11 protein-coding genes and 2 pseudogenes are annotated in these 13,808 nt (G+C 70.4%); 9 read left to right on the top strand and 4 right to left on the bottom strand.

Going from position 1 to position 13,808, the window contains the following annotated elements; genetic code table 11:
• Positions 1-36 precede the first annotated feature (36 nt).
• Together SMIR_RS13550 and SMIR_RS13545 are read left to right on the top strand one after the other, a co-directional pair.
• Positions 37-699, top strand: coding sequence for an RNA polymerase sigma factor (locus tag SMIR_RS13550; RefSeq protein ID WP_168494874.1), 663 nt, complete (start codon positions 37-39; stop codon positions 697-699).
• On the top strand, positions 699-1,757 hold the full coding sequence (locus SMIR_RS13545) for a hypothetical protein (RefSeq protein WP_168494876.1): 1,059 nt from the start codon (positions 699-701) through the stop codon (positions 1,755-1,757). Before SMIR_RS13550 ends, SMIR_RS13545 begins: the two co-directional genes overlap by 1 nt.
• Before the next feature lie 314 nt (positions 1,758-2,071).
• Here the strand turns inward: SMIR_RS13545 and SMIR_RS13540 are convergent, their stop codons facing one another.
• Complete coding sequence (locus tag SMIR_RS13540) at positions 2,072-2,902, bottom strand: L,D-transpeptidase family protein (RefSeq protein ID WP_422664428.1); 831 nt, start codon at positions 2,900-2,902, stop codon at positions 2,072-2,074.
• Positions 2,903-3,129: 227 nt separating this feature from the next.
• Here SMIR_RS13540 and SMIR_RS13535 point away from each other — a divergent pair, with 227 nt between their 5' ends.
• The 4 genes and pseudogenes from SMIR_RS13535 to SMIR_RS13520 form a co-directional block, all read left to right on the top strand.
• Positions 3,130-4,710, top strand: coding sequence for an acyl-CoA mutase large subunit family protein (locus SMIR_RS13535; protein ID WP_168494878.1), 1,581 nt, complete (start codon positions 3,130-3,132; stop codon positions 4,708-4,710).
• A gap of 54 nt (positions 4,711-4,764) precedes the next feature.
• Positions 4,765-5,256, top strand: a pseudogene (locus SMIR_RS13530) (Uma2 family endonuclease); the annotation flags it as partial.
• A 142-nt stretch (positions 5,257-5,398) separates the two neighbouring features.
• Entirely contained in the window at positions 5,399-6,052 is a 654-nt protein-coding gene (gene leuE, locus SMIR_RS13525) for a leucine efflux protein LeuE (protein ID WP_168494880.1), read from the top strand.
• A 20-nt stretch (positions 6,053-6,072) separates the two neighbouring features.
• Positions 6,073-6,345: pseudogene (locus SMIR_RS13520) on the top strand (TetR/AcrR family transcriptional regulator C-terminal domain-containing protein); the annotation flags it as partial.
• Here the strand turns inward: SMIR_RS13520 and SMIR_RS13515 are convergent.
• From SMIR_RS13515 to SMIR_RS13505, 3 genes are all read right to left on the bottom strand, one after another.
• A complete protein-coding gene (locus SMIR_RS13515) occupies positions 6,330-7,529 on the bottom strand; it encodes an acyltransferase family protein (RefSeq protein ID WP_168494882.1) in 1,200 nt (399 codons plus the stop codon). The pseudogene SMIR_RS13520 and the gene SMIR_RS13515 overlap by 16 nt on opposite strands.
• Positions 7,530-7,670: 141 nt before the next feature.
• Complete coding sequence (locus tag SMIR_RS13510) at positions 7,671-9,005, bottom strand: alpha-2,8-polysialyltransferase family protein (protein ID WP_168494884.1); 1,335 nt, start codon at positions 9,003-9,005, stop codon at positions 7,671-7,673.
• Positions 9,002-9,982, bottom strand: a complete 981-nt coding sequence (locus tag SMIR_RS13505) for a glycosyltransferase family 2 protein (RefSeq protein ID WP_168494886.1) — start codon at positions 9,980-9,982, stop codon at positions 9,002-9,004. Before SMIR_RS13505 ends, SMIR_RS13510 begins: the two co-directional genes overlap by 4 nt.
• Positions 9,983-10,180: 198 nt before the next feature.
• Between SMIR_RS13505 and SMIR_RS13500 the strand changes: the two genes are divergently transcribed.
• From SMIR_RS13500 to SMIR_RS13490, 3 genes are all read left to right on the top strand, one after another.
• Positions 10,181-11,488 (top strand): DUF6716 putative glycosyltransferase, encoded by a 1,308-nt coding sequence (locus tag SMIR_RS13500; RefSeq protein ID WP_168494888.1) that lies wholly within the window; start codon positions 10,181-10,183, stop codon positions 11,486-11,488.
• Positions 11,489-11,561: 73 nt separating this feature from the next.
• On the top strand, positions 11,562-12,794 hold the full coding sequence (locus SMIR_RS13495; RefSeq protein WP_101400268.1) for an N-acylneuraminate cytidylyltransferase: 1,233 nt from the start codon (positions 11,562-11,564) through the stop codon (positions 12,792-12,794).
• 14 nt (positions 12,795-12,808) lie between these two features.
• Complete coding sequence (locus SMIR_RS13490) at positions 12,809-13,747, top strand: N-acetylneuraminate synthase family protein (protein ID WP_101400269.1); 939 nt, start codon at positions 12,809-12,811, stop codon at positions 13,745-13,747.
• The last annotated feature ends 61 nt before the right edge of the window (positions 13,748-13,808 follow it).

Raw genomic sequence — 13,808 nt, 5'->3', positions numbered from 1 at the left:
GAAAGCGGCGCCGGCTTAGGCGCAGAAGGGCGCGCGGTGCTGGGGGACGACGCGGAGCTGACCGCCGCGGTGCTTGCGGCGCAGGACGGGGACGAGACCGCGTTCCGGACTGTGTACCGCTCGGTGCACCCACGGCTGCTCGGATACGTACGGACGCTGGTCGGCGACCCGGACGCGGAGGACGTCACGTCCGAGGCCTGGCTGCAGATCGCCCGTGACCTGGAGAGGTTCAGCGGCGACGCGGACCGCTTCCGAGGCTGGGCCGCCCGGATCGCCCGCAACCGCGCCCTCGACCACATACGGATGCGCGGGCGCCGCCCCGCGATCGGCGGTGACGAGACGGAACTGACCGCGAAGGCCGGCGATTCCGACACCGCGGGCGAGGCGATCGAGGCGCTGGCCACCGACAGCACCCTCTCGCTGATAGCCCAACTCCCGCAGGACCAGGCGGAGGCCGTCGTACTGCGCGTGGTCGTCGGCCTCGACGCCAAGACCGCGGCCGAGACCCTCGGCAAGCGGCCCGGAGCCGTCCGCACCGCGGCGCACCGCGGTCTCAAGCGGCTCGCGGAACTGCTCGGCGCAGATCCGGAATCCGCCGGCGGCCTCGGTGTCGTCCCCCCACAACGAGAGTCGCGCACACGCGCGGTGACGTCCGCGGGTGTGACGCATACGCGTTCGCGGACGCAGAAGGACATGTGATGGCCGACGAGCAGGACAAGTGGCTGGACCGTGACGCCGCGGAGCGTCTGCTGCGTGGTGAGCCGCTGGAAGCCGTCGACGCCGACACCCAGGGCCGGGCCAAGCAGCTTGCCGACGTGCTCGGTGCGCTGGCTCCCGAACCCGCGCCGACCAGCGCCGAACTCCCCGGCGAGGCTGCCGCGTTGGCCGCGTTCCAACGGGTGCGCGCGGGCCGGAACGGCGAGTTGGTCCAGCTCGGCCGCCGGGGGCGCCCGAGGGCCGCGGCCCACTCCGCCGACGCGGGTCTCGTCCGGCTGGGCCGTCCGGCTCCGGCCCTGCGGGGCCCCCGTTGGGGCCGTCCGGTGCGCCTCGGGATCGTCGCCGCGCTGGCCGCGGGGATGATCGGCGGAGTCGCCGTCGCGGCCGGAACCGGAGTGCTGCCGACTCCGTTCCGTGACGACTCACCGAACCCGGCCGCGACGATTTCCGCGGCGCAGACGCCGCGGCAGCCGTCCCTGTCGCCGTCGCCCGGAGCGTCGAAGACCGATGGTTCCGAGGTGCCGGTCCCGGGAGCCACCACGAGCGCGCCGACCGGTGCCGGCTCAGGCGACGACGAGGCCCAGGGGCCCGGCGCGCCGAGCGGACAGCCCGACTCCTCCGACGCCGGGCGGTCGGCCCGCGCCCGCGAGTGGTGGGCCAAGACACGCTCGTACTGCCGCGACGTGCTGGACGGCAAGAGCCTGGAGTCCGGCCGCAGACGTGTTCTGGTGGACGCCGCGGGCGGCGGCCGGCGCGTGAAGAAGTACTGCACGGGCGTCCTGGGCCAGACGGGCGCCGCAGCGGGTGAGGGCCGGGGCGACCAGGACCAGCAGGGCGCCACGGGCTCGGACTCCGGCTCCGACCAGGGGGCCGGGGGCGGTTCCGGCGACGGCTCGGGCGGCGGCGCCGGTGGCGGGGACAACGGCGGTGACGGCGAAGGCCACACAGGTTCGGGCGGCGAGGGAGGCCACCACGGCCGCAACGGGATCCTCGCCCCGTCGCCGCGCTCGGTCGTCGCGCCGCTGCTGCCGACCTCCTGAGCAGCCGCTGCTGCCCACCTCCTGGGCAGACTTTCGGCCATCCGGACCGGGCGTGTTCTCAGCCACCCGGACTCCGAGAACCCTGCTATCTGCCCTCTGACCTGCGGTTTCGCATTCCTTCGGAATTTTCTTCCGCCCGGGTGTGACGTTTTCGGCCGCGCCGACGCAGTACTGGGTGAGCCGACTGGTCATCGGCCGTCGCACTGAGCCGGGGTTCCCCCCGTACCCAGGCCTGGTGCACATCGGCGCGGGCGGGACACGTTCCCCCGGTCCCGCCCGCGCCCCATCACTCCTTCCGCCCTCCGGGCCGGCCGTCACCAGTAGACGACGACCTTGTCCCCGTCCCGGACCTGTGCGAACAGCGCCGCGATCTTCCCCTCGTCCCGTACGTTGACGCAGCCGTGCGAGGCGCCGTAGTAGCCGCGGGCCGCGAAGTCGGGGGAGTAGTGGACCGCCTGGCCGCCGCTGAAGAACATCGCGTACGGCATGGACGTGTGGTAGATCGTCGACACGTGGTAGCGCGATTTGAAGTAGACGCTGAAGACCCCTTCGCGGGTCGGCGTGTACTGCGAGCCGAACCGCACGTCCATCTCCGAGACCGTCTTCCCGTCGATCATCCAACGCAGGGTGCGGCTCGTCTTGCTGACGCACAGCACCCGGCCCGTCATACAGCGCGGGTCGGGCCGCGCGGCGGGCTGCCCGCCGTACGGGTACAGCTCCCACGCGGCCGGCTTGTGCGTCATCCCCCGCAGCCGCTCCCAGGTGACGGCGTCCAGCTCGCCGGTCCGCGGCAGCCCGCGCTTGCCCTGGAACCCCTTCACCGCGGTGACCGTCGGGGTGTCGTACGTCCCCGTCGGCGCCGGGATGAGCCAGGCGACCTGGTGCAGCCGGGCCTGGACCTCACGGACGTCGTTCCCCTTGTCGCCGCGGGACCAGAGGACCTTGGGGGCGGCGGACGGCGTCGTGCCGCCCGGCTTGTCGTCCCCGGGCGCGGCCGAACGGTCCGTCTTCGAGGCGGACGGCGGCGTCTTGCCCTGCGTGCTCCCCGGCGTCTTCCCCCGCGCGTTCCCGTGCGCGTCCACGGCCTGGGCCGTACAGCCGCTCACCGCGACGAGTGCCACGAGGGCGGCCAGCGATCTGCTCATACCAGTCGTACGCATTCCAACCCCCGGTACGTCGTCGTGTCCCCTGAGATGCTCCCCAGGCGCGCCCGGTTGCGAACGACGCGCGATCCTGGGGAATGAAGCCTGTGAGCAATGAAGCCTGTGAGGAAGGTCCCAGCGCGGTCCTCTCCATCCCGCGCACGGCCGCCGCTACAGTCCGTGGCGAGGGTCGGACCTACCAGTAAGTAACTTCAGTGGGAGGCACAGCAATGGCGCGCGAGTCGGAGTCCGGACTGCCCATCGAACCGCTCTACGGACCCGAGGTTCTGGACGGCTGGGATCCGGCCGAGAAGCTGGGCGAGCCGGGCGCGTACCCCTTCACCCGCGGTGTCTACCCGTCGATGTACACGGGCCGCCCGTGGACGATGCGCCAGTACGCGGGCTTCGGCACGGCCGTGGAGTCGAACGCGCGCTACAAGCAGCTGATCGCGAACGGCACGATGGGCCTGTCGGTCGCCTTCGACCTGCCCACCCAGATGGGCCACGACTCGGACGCGCCGATCGCGCACGGCGAGGTCGGCAAGGTCGGCGTGGCCATCGACTCGGTGGAGGACATGCGGATCCTGTTCGGCGGCATCCCGCTGGACAAGGTGTCCACGTCGATGACGATCAACGCCCCCGCGGCGCTGCTCCTGCTCATGTACCAGCTGGTGGGGGAGGAGCAGGGCGTCCCGGCCGATCAGCTGACGGGCACGATTCAGAACGACGTGCTCAAGGAGTACATCGCGCGCGGCACGTACATCTTCCCGCCCAAGCCCTCCCTGCGGCTGATCGCGGACATCTTCAAGTACTGCAAGGCCGAGATCCCGAAGTGGAACACGATCTCGATCTCCGGCTACCACATGGCCGAGGCCGGTGCCTCGCCCGCGCAGGAGATCGCGTTCACCCTCGCCGACGGCATCGAGTACGTCCGCACGGCCGTGGCCGCCGGCATGGACGTCGACGACTTCGCCCCCCGCCTGTCCTTCTTCTTCGTCGCCCGTACGACGATCCTGGAGGAGGTCGCGAAGTTCCGCGCGGCCAGGCGCATCTGGGCACGGGTGATGCGCGAGGAGTTCGGCGCGAAGAACCCGAAGTCGCTGATGCTCCGCTTCCACACCCAGACCGCCGGGGTCCAGCTGACCGCCCAGCAGCCGGAGGTGAACCTGGTGCGCGTCGCGGTCCAGGGCCTGGGCGCGGTCCTCGGCGGCACACAGTCGCTCCACACCAACTCCTTCGACGAGGCGATCGCGCTCCCGACGGACAAGAGCGCGCGCCTGGCGCTGCGGACGCAGCAGGTCCTGGCGTACGAGACGGACGTGACGGCGACGGTCGACCCCTTCGCCGGCAGTTACGTCATCGAGAAGATGACCGACGACGTCGAGGCGGCCACGGTCGAACTGATGGCGAGGGTCGAGGAGCTGGGCGGCGCGGTGTCCGCGATCGAGCACGGTTTCCAGAAGGGCGAGATCGAGCGCAGCGCCTACCGGATCGCGCAGGAGACCGACTCCGGTGAGCGGGTCGTGGTCGGCGTCAACCGCTTCCAGCTCGACGAGGAGGAGCCGTACGAGCCTCTCCGCGTCGACCCGGCCATCGAGGCGCAGCAGGCCGAACGCCTCACCAAACTCCGCGCCGAGCGCGACCAGTCGGCGGTGGACGCGGCCCTCGCCGACCTCAGGAAGGCGGCCGAGGGCACGGACAACGTCCTCTACCCCATGAAGGACGCCCTGCGCGCCCGCGCGACGGTGGGCGAGGTGTGCAACGCGTTGCGGGGGGTTTGGGGGACGTATGTGCCGAGCGATGTGTTCTGAGGGTGCCGTTCCGGATTCGCTCTGTGAACAGGGTGTATCCGGAGAGGAGTTGGCGTGGCGGTGCCATCACGGCGGCGGACGACTGTCATCGAGGCCGAGGCCTGGCTCACCCGTGAGCTGGAGGGGTACCGGGGGGAGATCCTCTATGGGAGGCTCACCGCCACGCCGTGGGCCGACGGTCCGCATCAGGGGACACTGACGCGTCTCATCACGACGTTCTTCGACGCCGGACTGGAGCACGCAGGGCTTACGTGTCTGCTGGGGATCGGGTTGTGGCTGCCCACAGGGCCGGAGGACTTCGCCGTTCCCGACCTCTCGATCGTCGAGGCGGACTTCCTGAGCACGCACGTCCAGATCAACTGTTATGCGCCCCGCGCCTTCCGGATGGTCTTGGAGGTGACCGCCTGCAACTGGTCCGACGACCTCGGCCTCAAGGTCGCCTGCTACGCCGAGGCGGGAATTCCCGTCTACGTCGTGGTCGACCGCCGACACGACGAGGTGCTGCTCCACCAGAACCCGGTCGACGGGAGATACCCCGCGCCCCAGCGCTTCAGGCGCGGGCAGACTGTCCCCGTGCCCGAGTTCGTCGGTGTCACGCTCGACCTCTCCGTCGACACCCTCCTGGACGGGGATCGACCCTCGGCACCCGCTGGGTCCGTTGTCGTACTCTCGTGCGACACTCCACCTCATGCTTGGTGTTATCGACCTCCCGACCTATCTCGCGGGACTCGTGCTGATCGTTCTGCTTCCCGGTCCGAACTCGCTGTACGTGCTGTCCGTCGCCGCCCGCAAGGGCGTACGCACGGGGTACACGGCCGCCGCGGGTGTCTGGTGCGGGGACACCGTGCTGATGACCCTGTCCGCGGCCGGAGTCGCCTCGCTGCTGCAGGCCAACGCCGTGCTGTTCGGGATCGTGAAGTACGCCGGGGCCGGATATCTGACGTGGCTGGCGTTCGGGATGCTGCGCGCCGCGTGGAGCATGTGGCGGACCCGGCACGAGCGGGCCGAGGAGAGCGAGGCGGCCGCGGCGCCGGCGGCCGAGGAGCGGCCCTTCCGGCGGGCGCTGGTGATCAGCCTGTTCAACCCGAAGGCGATCCTGTTCTTCGTCGCCTTCTTCGTGCAGTTCGTGGATCCGGGCTACGCCTACCCGGCCCTCTCCTTCGTCGTCCTCGGCGCCTTCGCCCAGCTGGCCAGCTTCCTGTACCTCACCGCGCTGATCTTCAGCGGGACGAAGCTGGCGGCGGCCTTCCGGCGGCGCAAGCGGCTGTCGGCGGGGGCCACGACCGCGGCGGGCGCCCTGTTCCTGGGCTTCGCCGTGAAGCTCACCCTGGCCAGCGCCTAGGTGTATTGACCCGCAGGGTTGTTCACGCGGGCTTCACCCTCGCCCAGGCGGTCCGGGCGGCCACGACGGCCTACCTCTACACCCTCGGGTTCGTCACCGAGGAGCAGGGCGTCCAGCCGCTCGCCGGGGAGCGCCGCGAGGGATATGACGGGGACGACCGCGCCCGCCGGATGGCCGACTTCCCTCTGTCGGCCGCGGCGGGCGCGGAGATCTTCGAGGACTACGACCGGCACTTCGAAGAAGGGCTGGCCCTGGTGATCGCTGGGATCGGGACGCGTTACGGGATCGGCTGAGGTCGGGGCTTCGACAGCGCCGTGCGCAGTCTCGGCGTCAGCCAGTTCTCGACGTACCGGTTCAGCAGCCAGGCCAGCAGCAGCATGCTCGCCGCCGTCAGCAGGAACGTGGCGTACGAGGGGATGTGCAGCCCCTGGTGGAGTGCCTTGATGACGACCCAGCCCAGGTGCTCGTGGACGAGGTAGAAGGGGTACGTCAGCGCGCCCGCGACCGTCAGCCAGCGCCAGTTGGCCCAGCGCAGCCAGCCCAGGGCGATCGCGGCGACGGCGACGTAGCCGAAGGTGACGACGAGGACGATGCCGTAGCTGGTGCGGTAGGAGAAGCCGTTCGCCTGCGGGGCGTGCCACAGTCCCTGTACCGCGTAGTGCTGGCCGATCAGCCAGCTCACGGCCACGATGCCCCAGGCGTACACGTCCTTGCGGTCGCGGTGCACCAGGTAGAGGCCGACGCCTCCGATGAAGTACGGCGCGTACTCGGGCATCAGGACGATGTCCAGCAGCGGCATCTTGGCGCCCTGCGCGATGGCGTAGGCCAGCGTCCAGCCGGCGCAGAACATGATCACGCGGCGGCGGTTCGCGCCGGGCAGGACGATGCACAGCGCGAAGAGGGCGTAGAAGCGGACCTCCGCCCACAGCGTCCAGCACACGCCCAGTACCCGGTCGACGCCGAGCGGATACTGCAGCATCGTCATGTTGACCAGGGTGTCGCTCGGCGAGACCGTCTTGAACGCGACCATCGGCAGTGCGAACACCACCGTCACCAGGATGATGGCGGCCCAGTACGCGGGCAGCAGCCGGGAGGCGCGGGAGGCGAAGAACGAGCGCAGCGGGCGGCCCCAGCCGCTCATGCAGATGACGAAGCCACTGATCACGAAGAACACCTGGACGCCCAGGCAGCCGTACGCGAAGTACCCGTGCAGCACGGGGAACTGGTGGCGCGGCGAGCTGCCCCACGCCTTCGCGACCTCACCGTCGCGCCCGCCGTAGTGGTACGCGGCCACCATCAGCGCGGCGACCAGCCGCAGTCCGTCCAGTGCGCGCAGCCGCGTCTCCCGGGGCCCCGCCGGTTTCGCGGGGGGCGGTACGTCCGTGGGCGGCAGGACGGTGCGGGCCACGGTGCCCGTGGAGGCCACTTGGACGGCCTCGCGCGAGTCGATCACAGGTTTCCCCTCAGCGGGACTCATGGGACCCACAGCACACTAATCCGATTAATAGGGTTTACCTGGCCGTCCGACCGACGATTCGCCCGACGGTCCGTGCGCGTTCACCTGTACGTCGTTTCGGGTTCCCGGGCCGGCCCGCGACGGCCCGGCCCAGGAGCCGGATCAGCGACCCACCGCCCGCTTCAGCGAGCGGGCGCGGCGTGCCACCCGGCGCACGGTGGCGTTGCGCGGGATGAACGCCAGCTGCGCCGGGACCGCGCCGGGCAGCGCCAGCGAGGTGAGGCGCTTGCGCTTGAAGTAGCGCCGGGTGTGGTGGTTCAGATGCCTGGTCAGGAAGGTCTCTGTGGCCGGGCGCAGATCCGGGTAGATCTTCGGCTGCATCGCGAAGCCGACGGCCCGGACGAGGTCCGTCAGTTCCGCCACGTCCATGCTCCGGCGCTGCTCATTGACCGCCGACTCGTCCGTCAGTTCGGGCAGCAGCGCGTCCACGATCGTGACGGGGACGCGGTTGCTGTTCTCGTACGGCGTGAGACGGTCGAGGAGGGGGCCGGTGCCGACGCGGGCGACCGGCAGGCCGTACAGCGCCGACGCGGTGAGCAGCGCGGTGGAGAAGCAGCCGACCACCAGGGCGGGGCGCATCCGCTGGTAGAGCACCTCGGCGAGGACCGGGGTGTCGAGCACGGTGAGGTCGGCGCCGAGCTTCTCGGCCTCCTTCTCCAGCAGGCGCGACCAGCGGGCCGGGGCCGAGGGATGCGGCTTGAACACCACCCGCGTGTGGCCGAGCGCGAGGGCGCCCTTCAGCATTCGTACGTGGAGGTTCTCCTCCTCCTCGGCGGTGAGTATGTCCAGCGCGGAGAGGTACTGGCCGAGCAGGAGGGCCGGTTCGTCGATGAAGGGCAGCTCGTCGCCGGTGTCGACCAGCTCGGCGAGCACCTTCGAGAACGCGTCCGTCGGCACGATCTCCGGTTCGACGCCGAACTCGGTGAGCAGCAGCGGCTTGAGGCCGGGCACGAGGTCCAGGTGGAGCAGGCGGGTCACGCGCGTGCCGACCAGCGGGTCGATCTTGTTGCGGGTGGGGCCGTAGCTCATCAGGCCGTCCGCGTACACGGTGACGGGCGCGCCCATGAAGATCTGCGAGATGCCGAGCGCCGGGTTGACCTGGATCGACTCGACGGCCAGCTCGATGTCGTCGTCGCCGAGGTTCCAGGCGAGCCGCAGATGCCGCTCCCACAGGGGAACGTCGTCGGGCCGCGGGGCCCAGCCGCCCGGGTGGAAGGGGGAGATGGCCTCGTTCCACGAGATCACGTCGTCGAAGCGGCCGCGCAGCTGCTCGAACCCGGGCATCTCGTCGACGCCGGGCGTCGTCTCGGGCGTCGCCGCGTTGTTGGAGACGAGCAGGATGCGCCGGTCGGCGGGGCGGAAACAGTCGGTGTCCAGGGCCGCGGCCAGCGTGGCCGTGCCGTACAGCGTGGACGCCATGAAGATCTGGGTGGTCACGCGGCCACCCCCGCGGTGGGAGCCGGACGGCGGCGCAGCCGGCGCAGCCGCGTGGCGCGCTGGACGTCCATCGAGTCGAGGGCGTCGTCGAGCACGTCCTGCGGCATGTTCCGCAGAGCGACGGCGCTCATCGACTTCAGTTTCCGTGCCACTGCCGGCTCGAACCTTTCGATGGATCCCAGATGATGGGAAATAATCGCGCAATAGGTGCGCACGGCCTTGGGCAGGAGTTTTTCGGCGTCGCGGTCCGCGGCGGTTTCCGCCACCACCTGGTCGAACGCGCGAATGAAGTCGAGCTGGCGCACGTCCCCGATCTGAGTGAGAGAGGAGGCCACACCACGCCGGTAGAACACACCGAGAAGACCCACCGTGGCGAAGGATTCCGCCTCCCGGTGCAGCTTCCAGATCCAGGGCCGGTCCTCGGCCGTCCGCAGGCCGTCGGTGAAGTGCAGCAGCCCCCGGTCGACCAGCCGGCGGTGGTAGATGCCCGCCCAGGCGTAGGCGTAGTCGACGGAGGTGGAGCGGTCGGCGGGCAGTATCGCGTCGCGGGGGTTCAGTACCACTCCGCGCCGGCCGTGCGGGACCCTGTGGATGGTGCGGGCCCGCGCGGTGCACTGGACATGGTCCGTACGGACGAAGTCGCAGCCCAACTGCTCGATGGAGGCGACGAGTTGTTCGTAATAGCCGGGGGCGAGCCAGTCGTCCCCGTCGAGGAACGTGAGGTATTCGCCGTGCGCCGCGTCGATGCCCGTGTTGCGCGCGGTCGCCAGTCCTCCGTTCTTCTCGTGTCTGACATACACCGCGCCGGGGAGCTCGCGCTCCGCGCGCGCGAGAATGTCCGGTGTCTCGTCTCGTGAACAGTCGTCCACGAGAACGAATTCGAAGTCCTCACGTGCGTTCGCACGCAGGCTCTTCAAGGTGTCGGGTGCGTATTGCTGCACGTTGTAGAACGGCACGATGACGGAGAGCTTGACCACCCACGTGACGTTAGGCGGCGGCCCGGCATTCGTCTTGACCGTTGGTGAGATGTCAGGTGAACGACGCGTGGCGAAGCCGTGAACCCAGCTGATTTCCGGCTGGATCACGGCCCGATTCGCCATTCGTCGATGTGCTGTTAACCGTTTGTTGCATTCAGGTTGGGCCGCAACTCGGAATGGCTTCCTAGCGTCTTGGACGTGCCAGCAAGTACCAGGAAGTCCCTGCGGGTCGCCGTTCTCGCGGATTCCGATACCCGGTGGAAATGGGGTTCGCTCACCGCGAATCGCATTTCACCGACTGAATCGGACATTCTGCTCGACGGTTATCTCCTGCGTGGCCGAGCCACCCCCACCGCCCGCCAGCTCGAAGAAGTCGGCGTCCGCGCGGATTCCCTCCGCGAGGTCACCGCCGTCGAATTCCTGCGCGCCATGGAAGGGGAGCCGTACGACGTCCTCGTCGTCGCCCTCGTGGGCGGCGGTGTGCAGGCGATCCTGCACGGCCTGGCCCACGTCTGGGAGGGGCGGACCAAGCGGCCCGTGGTCGTCACCGGCTATGTCGGCGTCGTCTACGAGAAGCTCGCCGACGGCCTGCTGCTTCGGCACGGCGCGGACCTCGTCCTCGCCAACTCCCGACAGGACGCGGAACGGTTCCGGGCCGTGTACGAGGGAGTGGGCGCCGACGCCTCCTCGGTGACGGAGGTGGCACTGCCCTTCCTGGGCGGCGCCGGCTACGAGAAGCACGACCCGTACACGGTCGTCTTCGCCGCCCAGCCCTCCGTCCCGGAGAACCGCAAGGACCGTACGTACCTGCTGAACCGGCTGATCCAGCACGCCCGCCTCCACCCGGACCGCGAGGTGCTGCTGAAGCTGCGCTCCAAGCCGGGCGAGCACACCACGCACATCGAGGAGCTGCCCTACCAGAAGCTGGCGCAGAAGACCGACCTGCCCGCCAACTTCCGGCTGGTGTACGGCCACATGGGCGAGGTGCTCGACCGCACCGACCTGCTGGTCACCATCAGCTCCACGGCGGCCCTGGAGTCCCTGCACCGCCGTATCCCCACCGTCGTCCTCAGCGACCTCGGGGTGCGCGAGGCGCTCGGCAACCACCACTTCGTGGGCTCCGGCTGCCTCGCCTCCTGGGACCAGCTCGACGCCGGGTACGAGCCGGCGCCAGACCCGGCGTGGGTGGCCCGGCAGGGCGTCGCCGCCGACGGCCGGTACGAGACGGCCTTCGACGAGGCGCGCGCCCGGATCACCGGCCTGCTGGCGGCCCCCGGACTGCTGCCCCTCGCCCCCTACTACACGCCCGTCACCGCCCCCGGCTACCTCCCCGGGATCCTCGCCCGCCACCACCTCGCCCCGGACGGCAGCCCGCTGCCCGGCGCCCCCGCGGCCGACAAGGAGCCCAGCCCCGTACGGCAGATCGTCCGCCGGGCGGCCCGCGGCGCCTACCGCCACGGAGTGCAGCGCGTGGCCCCCGTGATCCGGCGGATGGGGGAGCTGTGACCACCGCGGATCCCTCAAGCCTTCCGCCGATCCCTCAAGCCCTCCCCATGTCCCTCGTCAAGGAGAACAGCGCATGACCAACTCGGAAGCGGGTCAAGCGGCGCCGGTGCGCCGGGTGCTCGCGGTGATCCCCGCGCGCGGCGGCTCCAAGGGCGTCCCCGCCAAGAACCTCCTGCCGGTCGGCGGAGTGCCGCTGGTGGCCCGCGCGGTGCGCGAGTGCCGGGCGACGCGGCTCGTCACGGACGTCGTGGTCTCCACCGACGACCAGGCGATCGCCGCCGCCGCCCGCGAGGCGGGCGCCGAGGTCGTGCTGCGCCCCGCCGCCATCGCCGGCGACACGGCCACCTCCGAGGCGGCCGTCCTGCACGCCCTGGACGCCCACGAGGCGCTGCACGGATCCGCGGTCGACGTGGTCCTGCTCGTCCAGTGCACCAGCCCGTTCATCACGCGGGAGGACATCGACGGGGTCGCCGGCGCGGTCGCCGAGAACGGTGCCGACACCGCGCTGACGGTGGCCAACTTCCACGGCTTCATCTGGCGCGACGCCGCCGACGAGTCCGCCGAGGGCGGCAACGGCGTCAACCACGACAAGTCCTTCCGGCCCCGCCGCCAGGACCGGCCCCAGGACCTCCTGGAGACCGGCGCGGCCTACGCCATGGACGCCGCGGGCCTGCGCAAGCACCAGCACCGCTTCTTCGGCCGCACGGAGCTGGTCCGCACCGACCCGGCCCGCGTGCTGGAGATCGACGACCCGCACGACCTCGCCCGCGCCCGCGCGCTGGCCCCCCTCTTCGACGCGAACCGCCCCGGTTCGCTGCCGACCGCCGAAGACATCGACGCGGTCGTCCTCGACTTCGACGGCACCCAGACCGACGACAGGGTGCTGATCGACTCCGACGGACGGGAGTTCGTCTCCGTGCACCGCGGAGACGGGCTCGGTATCGCCGCCCTCCGCAAGAGCGGGCTGACGATGCTGATCCTGTCCACGGAACAGAACCCGGTGGTCGCCGCCCGGGCCCGGAAGCTCAAGATTCCGGTCCTGCACGGCATCGACCGCAAGGACCTCGCACTGAAGCAGTGGTGCGAGGAGCAGGGCATCGCGCCTGAGCGCGTGCTCTACGTCGGCAACGACGTCAACGACCTCCCGTGCTTCGCCCTCGTGGGCTGGCCCGTGGCGGTCGCGAGCGCCCACGACGTCGTGCGCGGCGCCGCACGCGCGGTCACCACCGTCCCCGGCGGCGACGGCGCGATCCGAGAGATCGCCAGCTGGATCCTCGGCCCTTCTCTCGACTCCCTCGACAAGTAAGGAACTTCTCCACCATGAGCACCAACTCCCGTCTGCGCACGTTCGGTTCGAAGACCGCCGGCCCCGGCCACCCCGTCTACGTCGTCGGCGAGATCGGCATCAACCACAACGGCGAGCTCGAGAACGCCTTCAAGCTGATCGACGCCGCCGCCGAGGCCGGCTGCGACGCCGTCAAGTTCCAGAAGCGCACCCCGGAGATCTGCACCCCGCGCGACCAGTGGGACATCGAGCGCGACACCCCCTGGGGCCGCATGACCTACATCGACTACCGCCACCGCGTGGAGTTCGGCGAGGACGAGTACCGCCAGATCGACGAGTACGCCAAGAGCAAGAACATCGACTGGTTCGCCTCCCCGTGGGACACCGAGGCCGTCGCCTTCCTGGAGAAGTTCGACGTCCCCGCCCACAAGGTCGCCTCCGCGTCCCTGACCGACGACGAGCTGCTGCGCTCCCTGCGCGCCACCGGCCGCACGGTCATCCTGTCCACGGGCATGTCGACCCCGAAGCAGATCCGCCACGCGGTCGAGGTCCTGGGCAGCGACAACATCCTGCTCTGCCACGCCACCTCGACGTACCCGGCGAAGGCCGAGGAGCTCAACCTCCGCGTCATCAACACCCTCCAGGCCGAGTACCCGAACGTCCCGATCGGCTACTCCGGCCACGAGACGGGCCTGCAGACCACGCTGGCCGCGGTCGCCCTCGGTGCCACCTTCGTCGAGCGTCACATCACCCTCGACCGCGCGATGTGGGGCTCCGACCAGGCCGCCTCCGTCGAGCCGGGGGGCCTCACCCGCCTCGTCCGCGACATCCGCACCATCGAGGCCTCCCTCGGCGACGGCGTCAAGAAGGTCTACGAGTCCGAGCTCGGCCCCATGAAGAAGCTGCGCCGCGTCACGGGCGTCGTCGCCGAGGCCGAGATCGCCGCGGCCGCGGGCGAGCCGGTCGCGGTCTGAGGTCCTGACCCCTCGAACCCCCCACGCGTTACCTCCCACCTCTCTACGACAACTCCTTACG

The organism is Streptomyces mirabilis, from assembly GCF_018310535.1.
Lineage (GTDB): Bacteria > Actinomycetota > Actinomycetes > Streptomycetales > Streptomycetaceae > Streptomyces.
Note: the sequence above shows the minus strand (reverse complement) of the source record. Positions and strands in the feature narration are given on the sequence as shown.